Genomic DNA, 14,511 nt, shown 5'->3' with positions numbered 1-14,511 from the left:
TCCGGATCGGGACTTCGGCCGGGAGCACTCCCTATGCCGTGAAGATCTCCTCGCGGGCCTGGTCGAGCGCGGCGAGAACGGCGCCGCGCAACACCGGGTTGCCCTCAACCTGGCTCGTGACGACCTTCGGGGGGACCGGGCAGATGCGCGCGACCGCCTCCTCCACCCTGCTGGTCAGCGCCGCCCCACCGGCGCGGCAGACCTCTCCGGCCAGCACCACGAGGCCGGGGTCGAGCACCACGCACACCGACGCCACACCAAGGGCGAGCCGCGAGGCGACCTCGTCGAGCAGCGGCTCGCCCGCGGTCCCGGCCGCGACGGCCGCGGTGACGCAGTCGGCGGCGGTGTCCCCGGCGAAGCCGTGCCCACGGGCCAGCTCGGTGACGGCCTCGGAGCTGACCAGCGACTGCAGGCCGCCCCCGAGGGACGGCAGGCGCCCGGGCACCGCTCTGACGTCGTCGGCGAGCGGCACCCCGGGCACCGGCAGGTAGCCGATCTCCCCCGCACTGCCCGACCGGCCACGGTGCAGCCGTCCGCCCAGCACGACGGCCAGGCCGATGCCCCGGCCCACCCACACGAGCACGAAGTCGTCCACCTCCCGGGCGGAGCCCTTCGCGCGTTCCGCGATCGCGGCGAGGTTGACGTCGTTCTCGATCGTGACGTCCCTGCGCAGGTCGCGCGCGAGCGCCTCATGGATGCCCTCGTGCCATTGCGGCAGGTCGAAGGAGAACCGCACGTCCCCCGTGCGGGGATCGACGACGCCGGGCGTGCCGATGACCACGCCGCGCAGCCGCGACAGCGCGACCTTCGCACTCCTGCACGCCTTCACAACGGCCGAGTGCACCAGCGAGACCGGGTCATCCTGCCCCTCGGGGGAGGCCGTCACCTCGGCCACCACGTCGCCGTTGATGTCGGCGATCGCCGCCGACACCCGGTCGGGGCCGACCTCCAGCCCCGCGACGTACGCGCAGGAGGCGATCACGCCGTACAGCGCGGCGTTGGGTCCGCGGTTGCCCGCCTGCTCCCCCACGACCTCCACCAGGCCGCGCTCCTCCAGACGCGCCAGCGTCTGGGACGCGGTGACCTTGGACAGGCCGGTGAGCTCCCCGATCTGGCCGCGGGTCAGCGGACCCGAGGCGAGCAGCAGTTCCAGGGCGGCCCGGTCGTTGATCTCCCGGAGCAGCCGGGGCACGCCAGGACGTCGCTCCATGCTCCTGCTTCCCATCGTCTGAAGTCTCCGGCTCGCCGTCGGTGCGCCCACCCACGCCTCTCCGGTTCGCTCGGCCCCCGGCGGCGCTTCGACCATGTGCGCCCGTGAATGAACAACAAGGTTTCCAGCAAGCTTAGCGAGCCGACACGTGCGAGGAACGCCCCAGGTCGAACGTATTGGTAACGCTCCCATCTTTCGTGAGGATGGCTCATATGAGCCCGAAGGGAGCGCCATGACCGAGACGTCCGGGCAACCGCACACCCCACCTGCCCGCGGGCTTCCCGCTCCCCCGTGGCCGCTGGTCATGCTGGCGACGGGCGTCACGCTCCTGATCGACGTGGTGCGGGTGTTCCTGCCGTCCCTCATCACCCTGTACGGCAGGGCGGGCGAGACCGCTCCCGCCGGCATGGGGACGTACGCCGCGCTGTGGTTCGTCCTGCCGTTCGCCGCCGTCCCCGCGGCGCGGTTCGCGTCGCCCCGGATCGTCGGTGTGGTGGGTGCGGTGGCGCTCGTCGCGGCCCGGCTCGGCCTCCAGGCGGCGGACGGAGGCACGCCCCAGCTCCTGCTCGCCTCCGCGGGGGTCACGGCGGGGCTGGTCTTCCTCTACGGCTGCGCGCGGACGACGGCGGGCACGTGGGTGCCGGCCGGGCTGATCGGCGGCCTGGCCGGTGCGTCGATCCTCCACCTGGCCCTCGACCGGGTGGACCTCGTCTGGCGGGACGGCCCGCTCCCCTGGATCGCCGTCGCCGCGCTCTGCGCCGCCTTCCTCTGGTCCGTACGGCTCTCGCCCGCGTCGCCCGTCCCCGCCCCGGCGGCCGTCTGGTTCGTCTTCGGCCCGGTGCTCATGCTCGCGGGCATGTACTGCGGCGGCGCGGCCACGCTCGCGCAGGACGCCGGGCAGCACGGTGCGCCCTTGACCGCCCTGGCGGTCGCGCTCCAGGCCGCGGCGCTGTGCGCGGCCGTCGTCTGCGCATGGACACTGTCGTCGGGCCGGCCTGTGCCGTGGGGCCGAGCCGTGTCCTGGAGCCGGATCGCGTCGTGGGGCCGGGTGGCCGGGGTCCTCCTCGTCGCCGGGGTGGCGGCGGCCGAGGCCGGCGTGCCGGGCGTACCCGCCCTCGTGGCGACGGTCGCACTCGGGGCCTGCGCCGGCATCGCCGGACGCCAAGGGGGCACCGCCGCCGCAAGCACAAGCGGGCGCGCAAGCGCTGCCGACGACACGGCCGGAGGCGTCCCGGAGCGCAGAGCCGGGCGCGGGGGCGTCGCGGTGCTGGGCGGGATGCTCGTGTTCCTGGTCGGGGCGTTCCTCTACTACGCGTCCTTCGACGCCGACCTGGGCTTCCCCAACGCGCTGGCCCCGCCGGCCGTGGCCGTCCTCGTCGCCGCCGTCGTCTTCTTCCGGGAAGCCCCACCGCAAGAGACCACCCCGACGAGGCGAGTGCCGCGCCGGTGGGTGGCGATCGGGCTTGCGGCGGCCGTCCTGACCGGCCTGCTCACCTGGCAGTCGCCGCCCGCGACGAAGACGATCACCGGGAACGAGTTCACCCTCGTCGCGTACAACATCCGGATGGGCTTCGGGCTCGGCGGACGGCTCGACCTCGACCACATCGCCGCCTGGGTCGCGACGCGGCGTCCCGACGTGGTGCTGATGAGCGAGGTCGACCGGGGCTGGCTGCTGAACGGCGGGCACGACGACCTGGCGAGGATCGCCCGCGGCCTGGGCATGCGCTACTACTTCGCGCCCGCCGCCGACCGCCTCTGGGGCGACGCGCTGCTCACGAACCTGCCCGTCGCCGAGATCGGCTCGACCCGGCTCGGACGGCACGGGTATCCGACCGGCGCCCAGGCCCAGTCGATCGTGCTGAGGATCGGCGACCGTGAGGTGGGCATCGTCAACACGCACCTGCAGGAGCCGCGCGGGCAGGCGCCCGAGGCGGCGGCGATCGCCCGGCGGCTCGCCACGGGCACCCTCCCGTCCGGCACCGCAGGCGCCGGCCCGCGACCGGTGATCGTGGCCGGCGACCTCAACACGACGCCGTCCGACCCCCAGATGCGCGTGCTGGAGGCCGCCGGCCTGTCCGATCCGCTGCGGGCGCTCGGCGACCCGCCGACCTCTCCCGCCGACGCTCCCGTGCGGCGCATCGACCACGTGCTGATCTCGGACGGGCTCACCGCCGTGGCGGCCGAGGCACCCCGCGTGCCCTACTCCGACCACCTCCCGCTCGTCGTACGGCTCCGGCTGAATTAGGGTCTGCGGCCGGAAAATCAGGGCTCCGCCGGGCCGTGATGGCAGGCGGGCGTCCTACCGATGCCAACCAGGCGGGATAATCGACTACATGCGACTTTCTGCCCGTGTCGACTACGCCCTCCGTGCCGCCGCCGAACTCGCCGCGTCGGGCGAGGGACCCACCACGGTGGGCGAGCTGGCCAAGGAGCAGGAGATGCCCCCCAAATATCTGGAGAACATCCTCCTGCAGATGCGCCGCGCCGGACTGGTGCGCGGGCAGCGGGGCCCAGAGGGGGGCTATGTCCTGGCACGGCCGGCCAGCCAGATCTCGCTCGCCGACGTGATCCGCGCGGTGGACGGACCTCTGGCCAACGTGCGGGGCGAGCGGCCCGAGCACGTCGGATACCAGGGCGCCGCCCAGGCGTTGCAGCAGGTGTGGATCGCGCTGCGGGCGAGTGAGCGGGCCATCCTCGAAGAGGTCACGCTGGAGCAGATCGCCAAGGGCGAGCTGCCGCCCCGGGTGACCGAGCTCGCCGCCGACCCGGCGGCATGGGACTCGCACATGCCCGTGTGAGCCGCCTGTACCCGATCCTCACGGGAGGAGAGCCGTGCCGGAGGGTGACGCCGTCTATCGGACCGCCAAGCGGCTCAGACAGGCCCTCGACGGCCGGAGGCTGACCCGCAGCGACTTCCGGGTGCCCCGGTATGCCACCGCCGATCTGCGCGGCCGGACCGTGCTGACGACGGTCTCGCGCGGCAAGCACCTCCTCACCCGGGTGGAGGGTGGGCTCACCGTCCACACCCACCTGCGCATGGAGGGAAGCTGGCGCGTGGGCCCGGCGGGCCGTCCGGCGCCGAGGGGCGACGTGGTCCGGCTGATCCTCGCCAACATCCAGTGGCAGGCGGTCGGCACCCGGCTGGGCATGGTCGACCTCGTGCCGACCGACCGCGAGGAGCGGGTCGTGGGGCATCTCGGCCCGGACCTGCTCGGGCCGGACTGGGACGCCGCCCTCGCCGTACGGAACCTGCTGCGCGACCCGCAGCGGTCGATCGGGGAGGCGCTGCTCGACCAGCGCGACCTGGCGGGCATCGGCACGATCTGGCGGGCCGAGACGCTGTACGCCGCGCGGATGTCCCCGTGGCGTCCGGTGGGGTCGATTCCGCCGGACGAGCTGGAGGCGCTGGTCTCCGTCGCCCACCGCCTGATGGACGCGAGCAAGGACGCGCCACTCCCGGTGACGACGGGCGACGCGCGCCCCGGGCGGTCGCTGCTCGTCTACGGCAGGGCACGCCGCCCGTGTCACCACTGCGGCACCCCTGTCAGCCGCGGGGAGATGGGCCCACAGCCGGCCGAGCGGCTCATCTACTGGTGTCCCTCCTGCCAGCGCGACTGAGAACCGGTACGCACACGAAGGGGATCCCGTGCCGCCCACCGCCGCCCGCGTCATGCTGCTCGTCCTGTACACCGACCGGCTGGAGGAGTGCCGCGCCTTCTATGGCGCACTCGGTGTCGAGTTCACCCTGGAACGGCACGGCCAGGGCCCGCGGCACCACGCCGCCGTCCTCGCCGACGGCACCGTGTTCGAGCTGTATCCGGCGACCGCAGAGCGCAGGACCGGGTCCGTACGGCTCGGCTTTGACGTGGACGGAGCCGCCGCCGAGCCGCGGCTGGAGCCCGGCCGCCACCTCATGACCGACCCGGACGGCAGGGTGGTCGAGATCCACGCATCGTGATCGCGGGCGGCCGCAAGCGCGCGCCCGAAGGCCGAGGGCAGGTCCACGAGACCGCGAGCAGCGGTGAGCACGTTACGGGAGCGCGGCAGGCACCACGGAGACGAAGTGGCGAACACAACCCGGCGGAACCGCTGAAAACGGGCCCACGACACAGAGACGGGGTCAGACGAGCGTGTCGAGAACGGGTGAGACAGGCGCGCCAGGAGCAGGCCACGCGACACGGGGACGGGCCAGACGCACGCCGGAAACGGCCCAGGCGACACGGAGACGGGGCCATACGGGCGCGCCGGGACGGGGCCGTACGAAACGGAGACCCCATCGGGAGCGGGCCGCACGAAGTCGGAGACGGAGCCCGGTGGGCGCGTCAGGGAACGGGGCGACACCCGAGGCGACACCAAAGGGAACGGGCGGAACGGGCCGCACGATACAGAAACGGGCACGGAAACGGGCCTGCGGGGGCCAGGCGCCCGCCCGTGGGATCGGGACTGGGCACCCGGGTCCGGGTCGACCCGGACTGCGGGCGCGGAGGTCACGCCCTGGCCTTCGGACCGGGCGTGCCCTATCGGGCCGTGTCTTATGGGGCCTACGGGGACAATCGGGCGAGGTCGCGGAGACGCCGTCCGCCGGCACGGCGGGGCGTCGAGACGCCGCCTAGGCGGCGACCATGTCCTTGACCTCCGGGAAACCCTCGAAATCCGGCCCGGCGGGGACGGTTTCGGGTATGGGCAGGCGCTCGTGCTCGGGCACATCTGCCAGCACGGGGGCGGCCTGCAGCTCGGCCAGTGCGAACTGGTCGGACACTTCACGCAACACCTGGGACAGCGGCACCCCGAGCGCGCCGCAGATCGAGGCGAGCAGCTCGGAGGAGGCTTCCTTCTGGCCGCGCTCGACCTCGGACAGATAGCCGAGTGAGACACGCGCCAGCGTGGAGACCTCGCGAAGGGTGCGATTCTGCCGCACCCTCAGCCGCCGCAGTACGTCACCGAGCAGCTGACGCAGCAGGATCATCTGTCGCTCCCTCCCCAAGGGGGGCGCCTTCACGACGCCTCTCGCGGTGGGCTCATGTCGCCCCTTCTTAATCTGCCCTTCGTACATACGCCTCGCCGTCATCATGGGTTCGCTCGGCCCCTTCGCCGGGCGTGCGCCTGTCTTGCTCCTCGCCTTTGGCTCACGGACCTCACTCACAGCTCCACCGTACCTGTAGAGGGCGACACCGCGGCAGACCGAGGCGAGCATGTTCGCTGGGGACGTAACGCGGTAATCACCCCAGATGTTCCCCCGAATTTGCCTTCAGCACACCTTCCAGCAGCAGCAACGCCTCCTGGCAGGTGGCGGTTCTGATCCCGTCCCTGTCTCCGGTCAAGCGCAGGTCACGGTGCCAGAGGCGCTCTCCCGGTCCCGCCAGGGCGATGTGGACCGTGCCGACCGGCTTGCCGTCCTGGGGATCGGGGCCGGCGACCCCGGTCACCGCCAGGCCGTAGCCAGAGTCGGCGAGCTTGCGAACGCCGACCGCCATGGCCGCGGCCACGTCGGGATGCACCGCTCCCTCTCGTTCAAGGAGATCGGACGGCACGTCGAGAAGGCTCGCCTTGAGGTCCGTGGCATAGGCGATCACGCCGCCCCGGAAGGCGGCCGAGGCGCCCATCGGACCGGTCAGCGTGGCCCCGATCAGGCCGCCGGTGAGCGACTCCGCCACGGCGACAGTCGCGCCCTGCCGCACCAGCAGGGACAGCACCTCGCTCGCCACACCCCTCATCAGCCTTGCGCACTCCTCGCCACCTGCCGCAGCCGCACCGCCCTCACCACGTAGTCGGCGCCGGTCCCGACCGTGACCACCAGGGCGAGCCCCATGGCCACCCACCTGATCACGTCGGGCACCCCCGGCACGATGTAGAGCGCGATGGCCACGATCTGCAAAACAGTCTTCACCTTGCCCCCGTAACTGGCCGGGATAACCCCGTGCCGGATCACGAGGAAGCGCAGCAGCGTCACTCCCGCCTCGCGGGCGATGATCACCACGGTGACCCACCACGGGATCTCGCCGAGGTACGACAGGCTGAGCAGCGCGGCGCCGATCAGCGCCTTGTCCGCGATCGGGTCGGCGATCTTCCCGAAGTCGGTGACCAGCGCGTACTTCCTGGCGAGCCAGCCGTCGAGCTGGTCGGTGAGGGAGGCGAGCAGGAAGACCCCGAGCGCCGCCAGCCGCCAGCCCTCCCCCTCGACGAACAGGAAGACGGTGAAGACGGGGACGATCGCCAGCCGGGCGATGGTCAGGACGTTCGCGATGTTCCAGGTGCTGACCCGGCGCACCACGCCTTCCCCCGCACCTCCGGCGATACCTTCCCCGGCGCCTCCGGGGACGCCTTCCGCGGCGCCCTCGCCGGCGCCTTCTCCTGTGCCTTCTCCGGCGGACGGCGGCTCAGCGGCCGTACGGTCGCCGGTCACGGCCCCGGAGCCCGGCTCCCCCGCGACGTCCTGCCCCGCCTGCGGGACACGCGGAGCGGGCGCCGGGATCGCCACCGGCGTGGCGGGCACGGCGGCGACCGGCGGCGCCGCGGACTCCGGTGTCATCTCCCCCGGGCCCGCCACGTCCATCGGCGGCTCACCGCGCTCCGTCATGTGCCTGCCTTGATCCGGGCGATGAGGTCGACCCCCTCGGAGTCGACGGCGACCGCTTGGACGATCTGGCCGGGGACCAGGCCGATCCCCTGCACCGTGACGGCGCCGTCCACCTCGGGACCCTGATGCGCCGCACGGCCCTCGTATCCGCCGTCGCCGAGGTCCTCCTCGATCAGAACCTGCAGCTCGTCGCCGATGCGTTCCTCGGCCCGCTGGGCGGTCAGCTCCTCGGCCAGCTCGGTCAGCATCGCGACCCGCTCGTCGATCACGTCCTGGTCGAGCTTGCCCTCGAAGCCGTACGCGTCGGTGCCCTCCTCGTCGGAGTAGCCGAAGACACCGATGACGTCGAGCCTGGCCTTTTCGAGGAAGGCCACCAGCTCGTCGAACTCCTCCTGGGTCTCCCCCGGGAACCCCACGATGAAGTTGGACCTGATGCCCGCCTCGGGCGCACGGTCGCGGATCTGCGCGAGCAGGTCGAGGAACCGCTTGGGGTCGCCGAAGCGCCGCATCCGCCGCAGCACGGTCCCGCTGGCGTGCTGGAAGGACAGGTCGAAGTAGGGCGCGACCCCCTCCGTCGAGGCGATCACGTCGAGCAGCCCGGGCCGCAGCTCGGCGGGCTGCAGGTAGCTGACCCGCACCCGCTCGATGCCCTCGGTCGCGGCCAGGAGGGGCAGCAGCTTCTCCAGCGCGCGCAGGTCGCCCAGGTCCTTGCCGTACGACGTGGAGTTCTCGCTGACCAGCACGAGCTCCTTGACGCCCTGCCCGGCCAGCCAGGCGGCCTCGGCGAGCAGGTCCTCCGGGCGGCGCGAGACGTACGAGCCGCGGAAGGCCGGGATCGCGCAGAACGTGCAGCGCCGGTCGCAGCCCGACGCGAGCTTCAGCGACGCCACCGGCCCCGAGCCGAGCCGCTTGCGCAGCATGCGCGGGCCGCTGGCGGGGGCGACGCCCTCCGGCAGCGGGTCCGCCTGGGCGTGACCGGGAATGTGGGCGTGGGCGGCCGAGCGCTCCACCGGCGTGATCGGCAGGAGCGTGCGGCGGTCCCGCGGGGAGTGCGGGACCAGCGGCCTGCCCGCGATGACGTCGTCGAGACGCTCCCCGATCTCGGCGTAGTCGTCGAAGGAGATGACGGTCGCCTCGGGCAGGGCGTCGGCGAGCTGCGCGCCGTACCGTTCGGCCATGCAGCCCGCCGCCACCACCTTCGCGCCCGAGTCGGCCGCGGCGAGCAGGGTGTCGATGGAGTCCTTCTTCGCCGAATCGATGAAGCCGCACGTGTTGACGACGACGACGTCGGGATCGTCGTCATCGGTGTGCCAGCCGGCGGCCTCCAGCCGCGCGGCCAGCTCCTCGGAGTCGACCTCGTTGCGGGCGCAGCCCAGCGTGATCAGCGATACGGTTCGGCGAGAAGACATGATGCGAACTACGGTATCGGCAGTCGGCGATTAACGGAGACTCGGGCCGCCCGCCTCGAAGGTCCGCCGGATCATCTGGCCGTCCTTGCCGGGCGTGCCGAGGTCCTTTCCGTTGACCTCCAGCCGCACCGCCCCCGCGTCGCCGATGGTCACCCGCATGCGGTCCTTCGCCGAATAGGTCGAGGTCCTCCCCTCGGGCAGCGTCCCCTGGAAGATCTCCTTGCCCTTGGCGTCCCGCACGTTGATGTACGACGGCTTGCGCGCGGTGACCTTCACGACCACCGTGCCGGGCGCGAGGGCCTCCTCCAGGGTCTTCTTCTCGTGGCCCTTCTCGTTACGCGCGTGCTGGTGCGGCGCGGTCACCGGGAGCTGGGCGGCAGTCGTGCCGGCCTTCTCGCCGGAGCCCCCGAGCATCCGCGCGATGACGACGACCGCGACGATGGCCAGGGCGACCGCGGCGGCCTTCGTCCAGCCCGTGGCCCAGCGGGCCCGCTCGCTCACGTCGCGCCTGAACACCGCCGAGGCCTTGACCGGTGACGCGATGTCGGCGTTCTCCTGCTCGTACTGCCGCAGGATCTCGTCCGCGTCCAGGCCGAGGTCGGAGGCGATGGTACGGATGTGCCCGCGTGCGTAGAAGTCGCCCACCGAGAAGTCGTCACGCTCGAAGCGTTCGATGACGGACTCGCGGACCCGCGTGCGCTCGCTGAGCTGACGCACGGTCAGCCCGGCGCGCTCACGGGCTTCGGCCAAAACAGCACCAACGCTCATTGGTCACGCCCCCCTGTTCGAGCTTGCAGCTCGCCCCACAATGCGTAGTTAGTCACATTCAATCAGTAACTGGCTACGATGTGTACCCGGGGGTGTGCCAAATGTTCACGGAGAGTGCGCGCGGGGAGCGGCCGGGGCCTGTTCAGCGCCGCAGGGGCTTCAGCGCGAGATAGAGCCCGGCGGCGATGAGGAACCCGGCCTCGAACGCGATGTCCCCCACCTGGGGCACGCTCCGCGGCACCAGGCCGACGTACTGCTCCTGGTTGGAGAACAGCCAGACCGACAGGACGACCCCCGCGACCATCGCGACGGGCCCGGCCCAGTTGGTGTGCCGCCGGTCGAACATGAGCGGTTCGAGCGCGCGGATGTCCTGGCCGCGCCGCAGCAGCATGTCCGTCAGCACCACGCCCAGCCAGGGGCCGATCCAGTACGCGATGACCAGCAGGAACGCCTCGTACTTGTGCCCGGCGTCCTCCAGGCCCGAAAGCGCCACCACGAAACCGATCACGCCGCAGGCCAGCGCGACGATGGCCCGGCGCATCGTCAGCGGCAGCCGTACGCCGAGGGCGAGCAGCGACATCGCGCCCGAATAGACGTTGAGCGCGTTCGCCGACACGGCCCCGAGGGCGATCGCGAGCAGCGTCAGGTTCGCCACGAGCGCGGGCAGGTGGCCGGTGAACGCCGAGGTGGGCTGCCCGAGGGCGTCGCCGCCCCCGATCGTCACGGACGCCGCGCCGACGACCTCCAGCAGCACGCACGACACGAACACGCCGAGGCCCGCCGACAGGCCGGTGGCCCGCCTGCTCGCGTCCTGCGGAAGGTACCGCGTGTAGTCGGCGGCGTACGGGTTCCAGCCGGCCGCGTAACCGAACGTCGCGCCCACGGTCAGCAGGAAGCCGCCCAGCCCTCCCCCGCTGCCCGCATAGCCCGGCTGGGCCTTCGACAGGATGATCACGGAGGTGACCGCGAAGATCGCCGCGAGGACCGGGAACGCGTACTTCTCGAAGGCCTGCACCAGGTTGTGGCCGAAGAATCCGAGCACCACCATGACCGCGACGACGATCAGCAGGCAGGCCCAGCCCGGCAGGCCGGTCAGCGTGTTCAGCGCGAGCGCGCCGCTCACGCTGTTGACCGCGAACCAGCCGATTCCGGCGGCGACGGAGTTGAACGCCGAGGGGATGACGTTGCCCCAATAGCCGAACGGCAGCCTGCCGAGCACCATCTGCGGCAGTCCCGCGCTCACACCCCTGGCCGACAGCACGCCGTGGGTGAGGGCCCCGAGGCCGCTGCCCACGACGACGGCGAGCACGGCCTGCCAGAAGCCGAGCCCGAACGCCGCCACGGCGAGGACCCCGAGGAAGATCGTGGCGAACTCCAGGTTCGGCGAGGTCCACGTCCAGAAGAGCTGCCGGGGCCTGCCGTGACGCTCGGAGAGGGGGATGAACTCGATGCCGCCGGGCTCGATCGCGGCGACCTTGTCGCCGTACCGGCCCTCGCGTACGGCGACCTCGGAGGGTTCCAGAACTGTCATACGGTGATCGCCCTCAGCTTCTCGAGGAGGTAGTCGGACGCGCGGACGGGCTCGTAGGAGACCCGGCCGACCGGGGGGCCGAGCGACTCCACCTCGGCCAGGGGATTGCACTCGTAGAAGTAGATGAGCGAGATCAGCTCCTCGTCCGGCGCCGACGGGTCGGGCGGGAGCACCCGATGCCGGGTGGAGCGCCAGCGGTCGCCCGTCCAGCGGGCCAGCAGATCACCGATATTGATCGTGAACGAGTCCGGCACGAACGGCGCGTCGATCCACTCGCCGTCAAGGGTGTAGACCTGCAGGCCGCCGACGCCCCGCTGCCGGTCGAGCACGGTCACGGTGCCGAAGTCGGTGTGCGGCCCGATCCGGAACTGCCCCGGCTCCGGCTCGCCCACTTGCGACAGCGGCGGATAGCGGTTGATGTTCATCGTGTACGACGGGTGGTCGGCCCGTGAGGCGAAGAAGTCCTCCTCGATCCCCAGGGCGGCCGCGCAGATCACCAGGAGTTCGCCGGCCAGCGAGCGCATCTCCGCCAGGTAGCGGGTGAGCAGCGCCTGGAGTTCGGGCACCTCGGACGGCCAGACGTTGGCGAGGAACCACTCGGCGTCGATCTCCGGGACGCCGATCGGCCGGTCGGCGCCCACGGCGAAGGTCTCCTTGAGGTCGGGCGGGGTGGGCGTGCCCTCGGCGTAGCCGTTGGCCTCGACGCCCGGCGGCAGCCAGCCCCGCTCCCCCACGACGGCCGCGTACCGCTGCTTCACCTCGGCGGGCAGGGCGAAGAACCGCCGGGCCGCGGCGCGCACGTCCTCGCGCAGCTCGGCCGGCACGCCGTGCCCGGTGACCAGCAGGAAGCCGATCTCGCGCAGCGCGGCGTCGACCTGGGCGGCCACCCGCGCCCGGCCGTCCGCCTCACCGGAGAACCAGGGAGTCAGGTCGACGACGGGAACCGAATTCATGCCTCATCTCCGATGTCCTCGTTCCAAACGGCCGGGTTGGCCGCGATGAAGGCCGTCATGAGCCCGGCGCACTCCGGATCGTCGAGCACGACGACCTCCACCCCGGCCTCGGCGAGCCACTCGTGCGCGCCCGTGAACGTGCGGCACTCGCCGACCACCAGGCGCGGAATGCGGAACTGCCGGATCAGGCCGCTGCAGTACCAGCAGGGCGACAGGGTGGTCACCATGGTGGTCCCGCGATAGGAGGGCTGGCGGCCCGCGTCGCGGAAGGCGGCGGTCTCCCCGTGCACCGAGGGATCGCCGTCCTGGACTCGGCGGTTGCGCCCGCGCCCGAGCAGGCGGCCGTCCGGGCCGAACAGGGCCGCGCCGACGGGCACGCCGCCCTCGGCGAACCCCTTCCTGGCCTCTTCCAGGGCCACGCTGAGCATGGCGGCGTCGCTTGTCATGTGCTCACTATCCCTCCGGGCGGCGCCTTCGGGAACGGACGAAACGTCCGTACTATGACGTCCCTTAACGGACGATCCGTATAGGGGTGCATCGATGCCTCTGACGCTGCGCGAGTTGCTGTCCTTCGAGGTGCTGCGGGAGGCCCGGCCGGAGGTCCTCGCCGGGGAGGGCGCGCTCGACCGGGTGGTCCGATGGGTGCACTCCAGCGAGATCTACGAGATCGGCCCCCTGCTCACGGGCGGCGAGCTGCTGCTGACGACCGGGCTCGGCCTGGCCGGCACGGACGCGGGAGCGCGGCGGCACTACCTGCGGGAGATCGCCGCCAGGGGCGTGGCCGGGGTCGCCCTCGAACTCGGCCGCACGTTCCCCGAGACGCCGCGCGAGCTGGTGGAGGAGGCCCGCAGGCAGGAGCTGCCGTTCATCGCCCTGCACGCGGTCGTCCCGTTCATCCGGATCACCGAGCACGTCAACACGCTGATCGTCGACTACGCGAGCCGGCGGCTGCGGGTGGGCGACTCGGCCACCCGCGCACTCAACGAGGCGCTCATCGCCGGCGCCGGGGTCGCCGGGGTGCTGGCGACCGGAGCCGAGGTCGTGGGGGCACCGCTGATGCTGCTGTCCGCCAGCGGCGCGCTGGTCGCCGCCCACGGCGTGGGCAGCGACCGGGACGCCTGGCGCGCGGCTGAGCGTGCGGTCTGCGAGTCACCGGTCACCCTCCACGGCCATCCCTGGGGGCGGCTGGTGGCCGGCCCCGGTTCGGCGCTGCCCGCCGACGACCTGGCGATCGCGCTGGAGCGCACGGCCGTCGCCCTCGCCCTCGCCATGCTCAGGACGGGCAGTCCGCCGAGCGAGCGCGACCGCCAGGCGTCCGCGCTGCTGCGGGACCTCATCGAGGGCACGGCCGAGGCCGACCCCGGCGTACGGGCGGTCATGGCGGGCCTGCCCACCGGGCCCGCCCACCTGCTGGTGGGCGTGGCCGTGGACGCCCTGGAGACGGCGGCCGCGCTCGCCGTACTCGACCGGGCCGCGCACATCCTGCACACGACCGCCCTGCGCGGGCGGGTGGGCCGGCTGGTGCTCGGCACCCTCGCGGTGCCGGTGGCCGTGGCGGACGCCGCCGGTGCGGCCGCCCAGGCGCTGGAGGAGGCGCTGCGGCGGCTGCACACCCCCCAGCTCAGAGTCGCCGTGGGGCACGCCGCGACCGGCCTGGCCGAGCTGGGCGGTTCGCTGCGGGACGCACGGGCCGCGCTCGGGCTGCGGCGGGACGCCCGGCTCGTCACCACCCGCGCGCTCGCCCTCGAGCTGGAGCTCACCCGCCACGCCGACACCGGGCACGCCGCCGAGCTCGTACGGCGGACCATCGGCCCGCTGGTGGACTGGGACACGGCCCACCGGACCGACCTCGTCGGCACGCTGGAGGTCTTCCTGCTGCACGGGTGCAGCGCGACCCGTGCGGCCGCCGCGCTGCACCTCGGCCGGCAGACGTTCTACCAGCGGCTGCAGCGCATCGAGACGCTGCTGGGCCACCCGGTGACCGACCCCGGCGCGCACGCGGCCCTGCTGCTCGCCACCGCCGCCCACCGGGTCGCACGCCGCTGAAATCAGGCGATCCAGGC

General features: G+C 72.6%; 14 protein-coding genes. 5 read left to right on the top strand and 9 right to left on the bottom strand.

Features of this window, described 5'->3' with window-relative positions; genetic code table 11:
* Nucleotides 1–31: 31 nt before the first annotated feature.
* Nucleotides 32–1,210, bottom strand: coding sequence for an ROK family transcriptional regulator (locus OHB01_RS21640; protein ID WP_328853894.1), 1,179 nt, complete (start codon nucleotides 1,208–1,210; stop codon nucleotides 32–34).
* A gap of 232 nt (nucleotides 1,211–1,442) precedes the next feature.
* On the opposite strand from OHB01_RS21640, the gene OHB01_RS21635 reads away from it, so the two are divergent.
* From OHB01_RS21635 to OHB01_RS21620, 4 genes are all read left to right on the top strand, one after another.
* Entirely contained in the window at nucleotides 1,443–3,455 is a 2,013-nt protein-coding gene (locus OHB01_RS21635) for an endonuclease/exonuclease/phosphatase family protein (protein WP_328853893.1), read from the top strand.
* Between the two features lie 88 nt (nucleotides 3,456–3,543).
* Complete coding sequence (locus OHB01_RS21630) at nucleotides 3,544–4,008, top strand: RrF2 family transcriptional regulator (protein WP_142649864.1); 465 nt, start codon at nucleotides 3,544–3,546, stop codon at nucleotides 4,006–4,008.
* Between the two features lie 34 nt (nucleotides 4,009–4,042).
* The gene (locus tag OHB01_RS21625; protein ID WP_147943380.1) at nucleotides 4,043–4,828 is read left to right on the top strand and encodes a DNA-formamidopyrimidine glycosylase family protein; all 786 of its coding nucleotides are present in this window, start codon (nucleotides 4,043–4,045) and stop codon (nucleotides 4,826–4,828) included.
* 52 nt (nucleotides 4,829–4,880) lie between these two features.
* Entirely contained in the window at nucleotides 4,881–5,168 is a 288-nt protein-coding gene (locus OHB01_RS21620) for a VOC family protein (RefSeq protein WP_185949034.1), read from the top strand.
* Between the two features lie 651 nt (nucleotides 5,169–5,819).
* On the opposite strand, the gene OHB01_RS21615 is transcribed toward OHB01_RS21620, so the two are convergent.
* The 8 genes from OHB01_RS21615 to OHB01_RS21580 all read right to left on the bottom strand — a co-directional run bounded on the left by OHB01_RS21615 (nucleotide 5,820) and on the right by OHB01_RS21580 (nucleotide 12,894).
* Nucleotides 5,820–6,176, bottom strand: a complete 357-nt coding sequence (locus tag OHB01_RS21615; protein ID WP_142620497.1) for a helix-turn-helix domain-containing protein — start codon at nucleotides 6,174–6,176, stop codon at nucleotides 5,820–5,822.
* A gap of 253 nt (nucleotides 6,177–6,429) precedes the next feature.
* Nucleotides 6,430–6,924: a CinA family protein gene (locus tag OHB01_RS21610; protein ID WP_142649867.1), complete on the bottom strand. Its 495-nt coding sequence runs from the start codon at nucleotides 6,922–6,924 to the stop codon at nucleotides 6,430–6,432.
* Complete coding sequence (gene pgsA, locus OHB01_RS21605; protein ID WP_419197545.1) at nucleotides 6,924–7,787, bottom strand: CDP-diacylglycerol--glycerol-3-phosphate 3-phosphatidyltransferase; 864 nt, start codon at nucleotides 7,785–7,787, stop codon at nucleotides 6,924–6,926. Before pgsA ends, OHB01_RS21610 begins: the two co-directional genes overlap by 1 nt.
* A complete protein-coding gene (gene rimO, locus OHB01_RS21600; RefSeq protein ID WP_142649868.1) occupies nucleotides 7,784–9,196 on the bottom strand; it encodes a 30S ribosomal protein S12 methylthiotransferase RimO in 1,413 nt (470 codons plus the stop codon). The genes pgsA and rimO overlap by 4 nt, the downstream gene beginning before the upstream one ends.
* A 30-nt stretch (nucleotides 9,197–9,226) precedes the next feature.
* The gene (locus OHB01_RS21595) at nucleotides 9,227–9,946 is read right to left on the bottom strand and encodes a helix-turn-helix domain-containing protein (RefSeq protein WP_168066245.1); all 720 of its coding nucleotides are present in this window, start codon (nucleotides 9,944–9,946) and stop codon (nucleotides 9,227–9,229) included.
* 160 nt (nucleotides 9,947–10,106) lie between these two features.
* Nucleotides 10,107–11,495 (bottom strand): purine-cytosine permease family protein, encoded by a 1,389-nt coding sequence (locus tag OHB01_RS21590; RefSeq protein ID WP_147943381.1) that lies wholly within the window; start codon nucleotides 11,493–11,495, stop codon nucleotides 10,107–10,109.
* Complete coding sequence (locus OHB01_RS21585) at nucleotides 11,492–12,448, bottom strand: isopenicillin N synthase family dioxygenase (protein WP_142649871.1); 957 nt, start codon at nucleotides 12,446–12,448, stop codon at nucleotides 11,492–11,494. Before OHB01_RS21585 ends, OHB01_RS21590 begins: the two co-directional genes overlap by 4 nt.
* Complete coding sequence (locus OHB01_RS21580) at nucleotides 12,445–12,894, bottom strand: nucleoside deaminase (RefSeq protein WP_142649872.1); 450 nt, start codon at nucleotides 12,892–12,894, stop codon at nucleotides 12,445–12,447. Before OHB01_RS21580 ends, OHB01_RS21585 begins: the two co-directional genes overlap by 4 nt.
* 94 nt (nucleotides 12,895–12,988) lie before the next feature.
* Here OHB01_RS21580 and OHB01_RS21575 point away from each other — a divergent pair, with 94 nt between their 5' ends.
* A complete protein-coding gene (locus OHB01_RS21575; RefSeq protein ID WP_142649873.1) occupies nucleotides 12,989–14,494 on the top strand; it encodes a PucR family transcriptional regulator in 1,506 nt (501 codons plus the stop codon).
* The last annotated feature ends 17 nt before the right edge of the window (nucleotides 14,495–14,511 follow it).

It is taken from the genome of Microbispora hainanensis (assembly GCF_036186745.1).
Taxonomy (GTDB): domain Bacteria; phylum Actinomycetota; class Actinomycetes; order Streptosporangiales; family Streptosporangiaceae; genus Microbispora.
The sequence above is the reverse complement of the archived record's forward strand: the minus strand, read 5'-3'. Positions and strand labels throughout refer to the sequence as shown.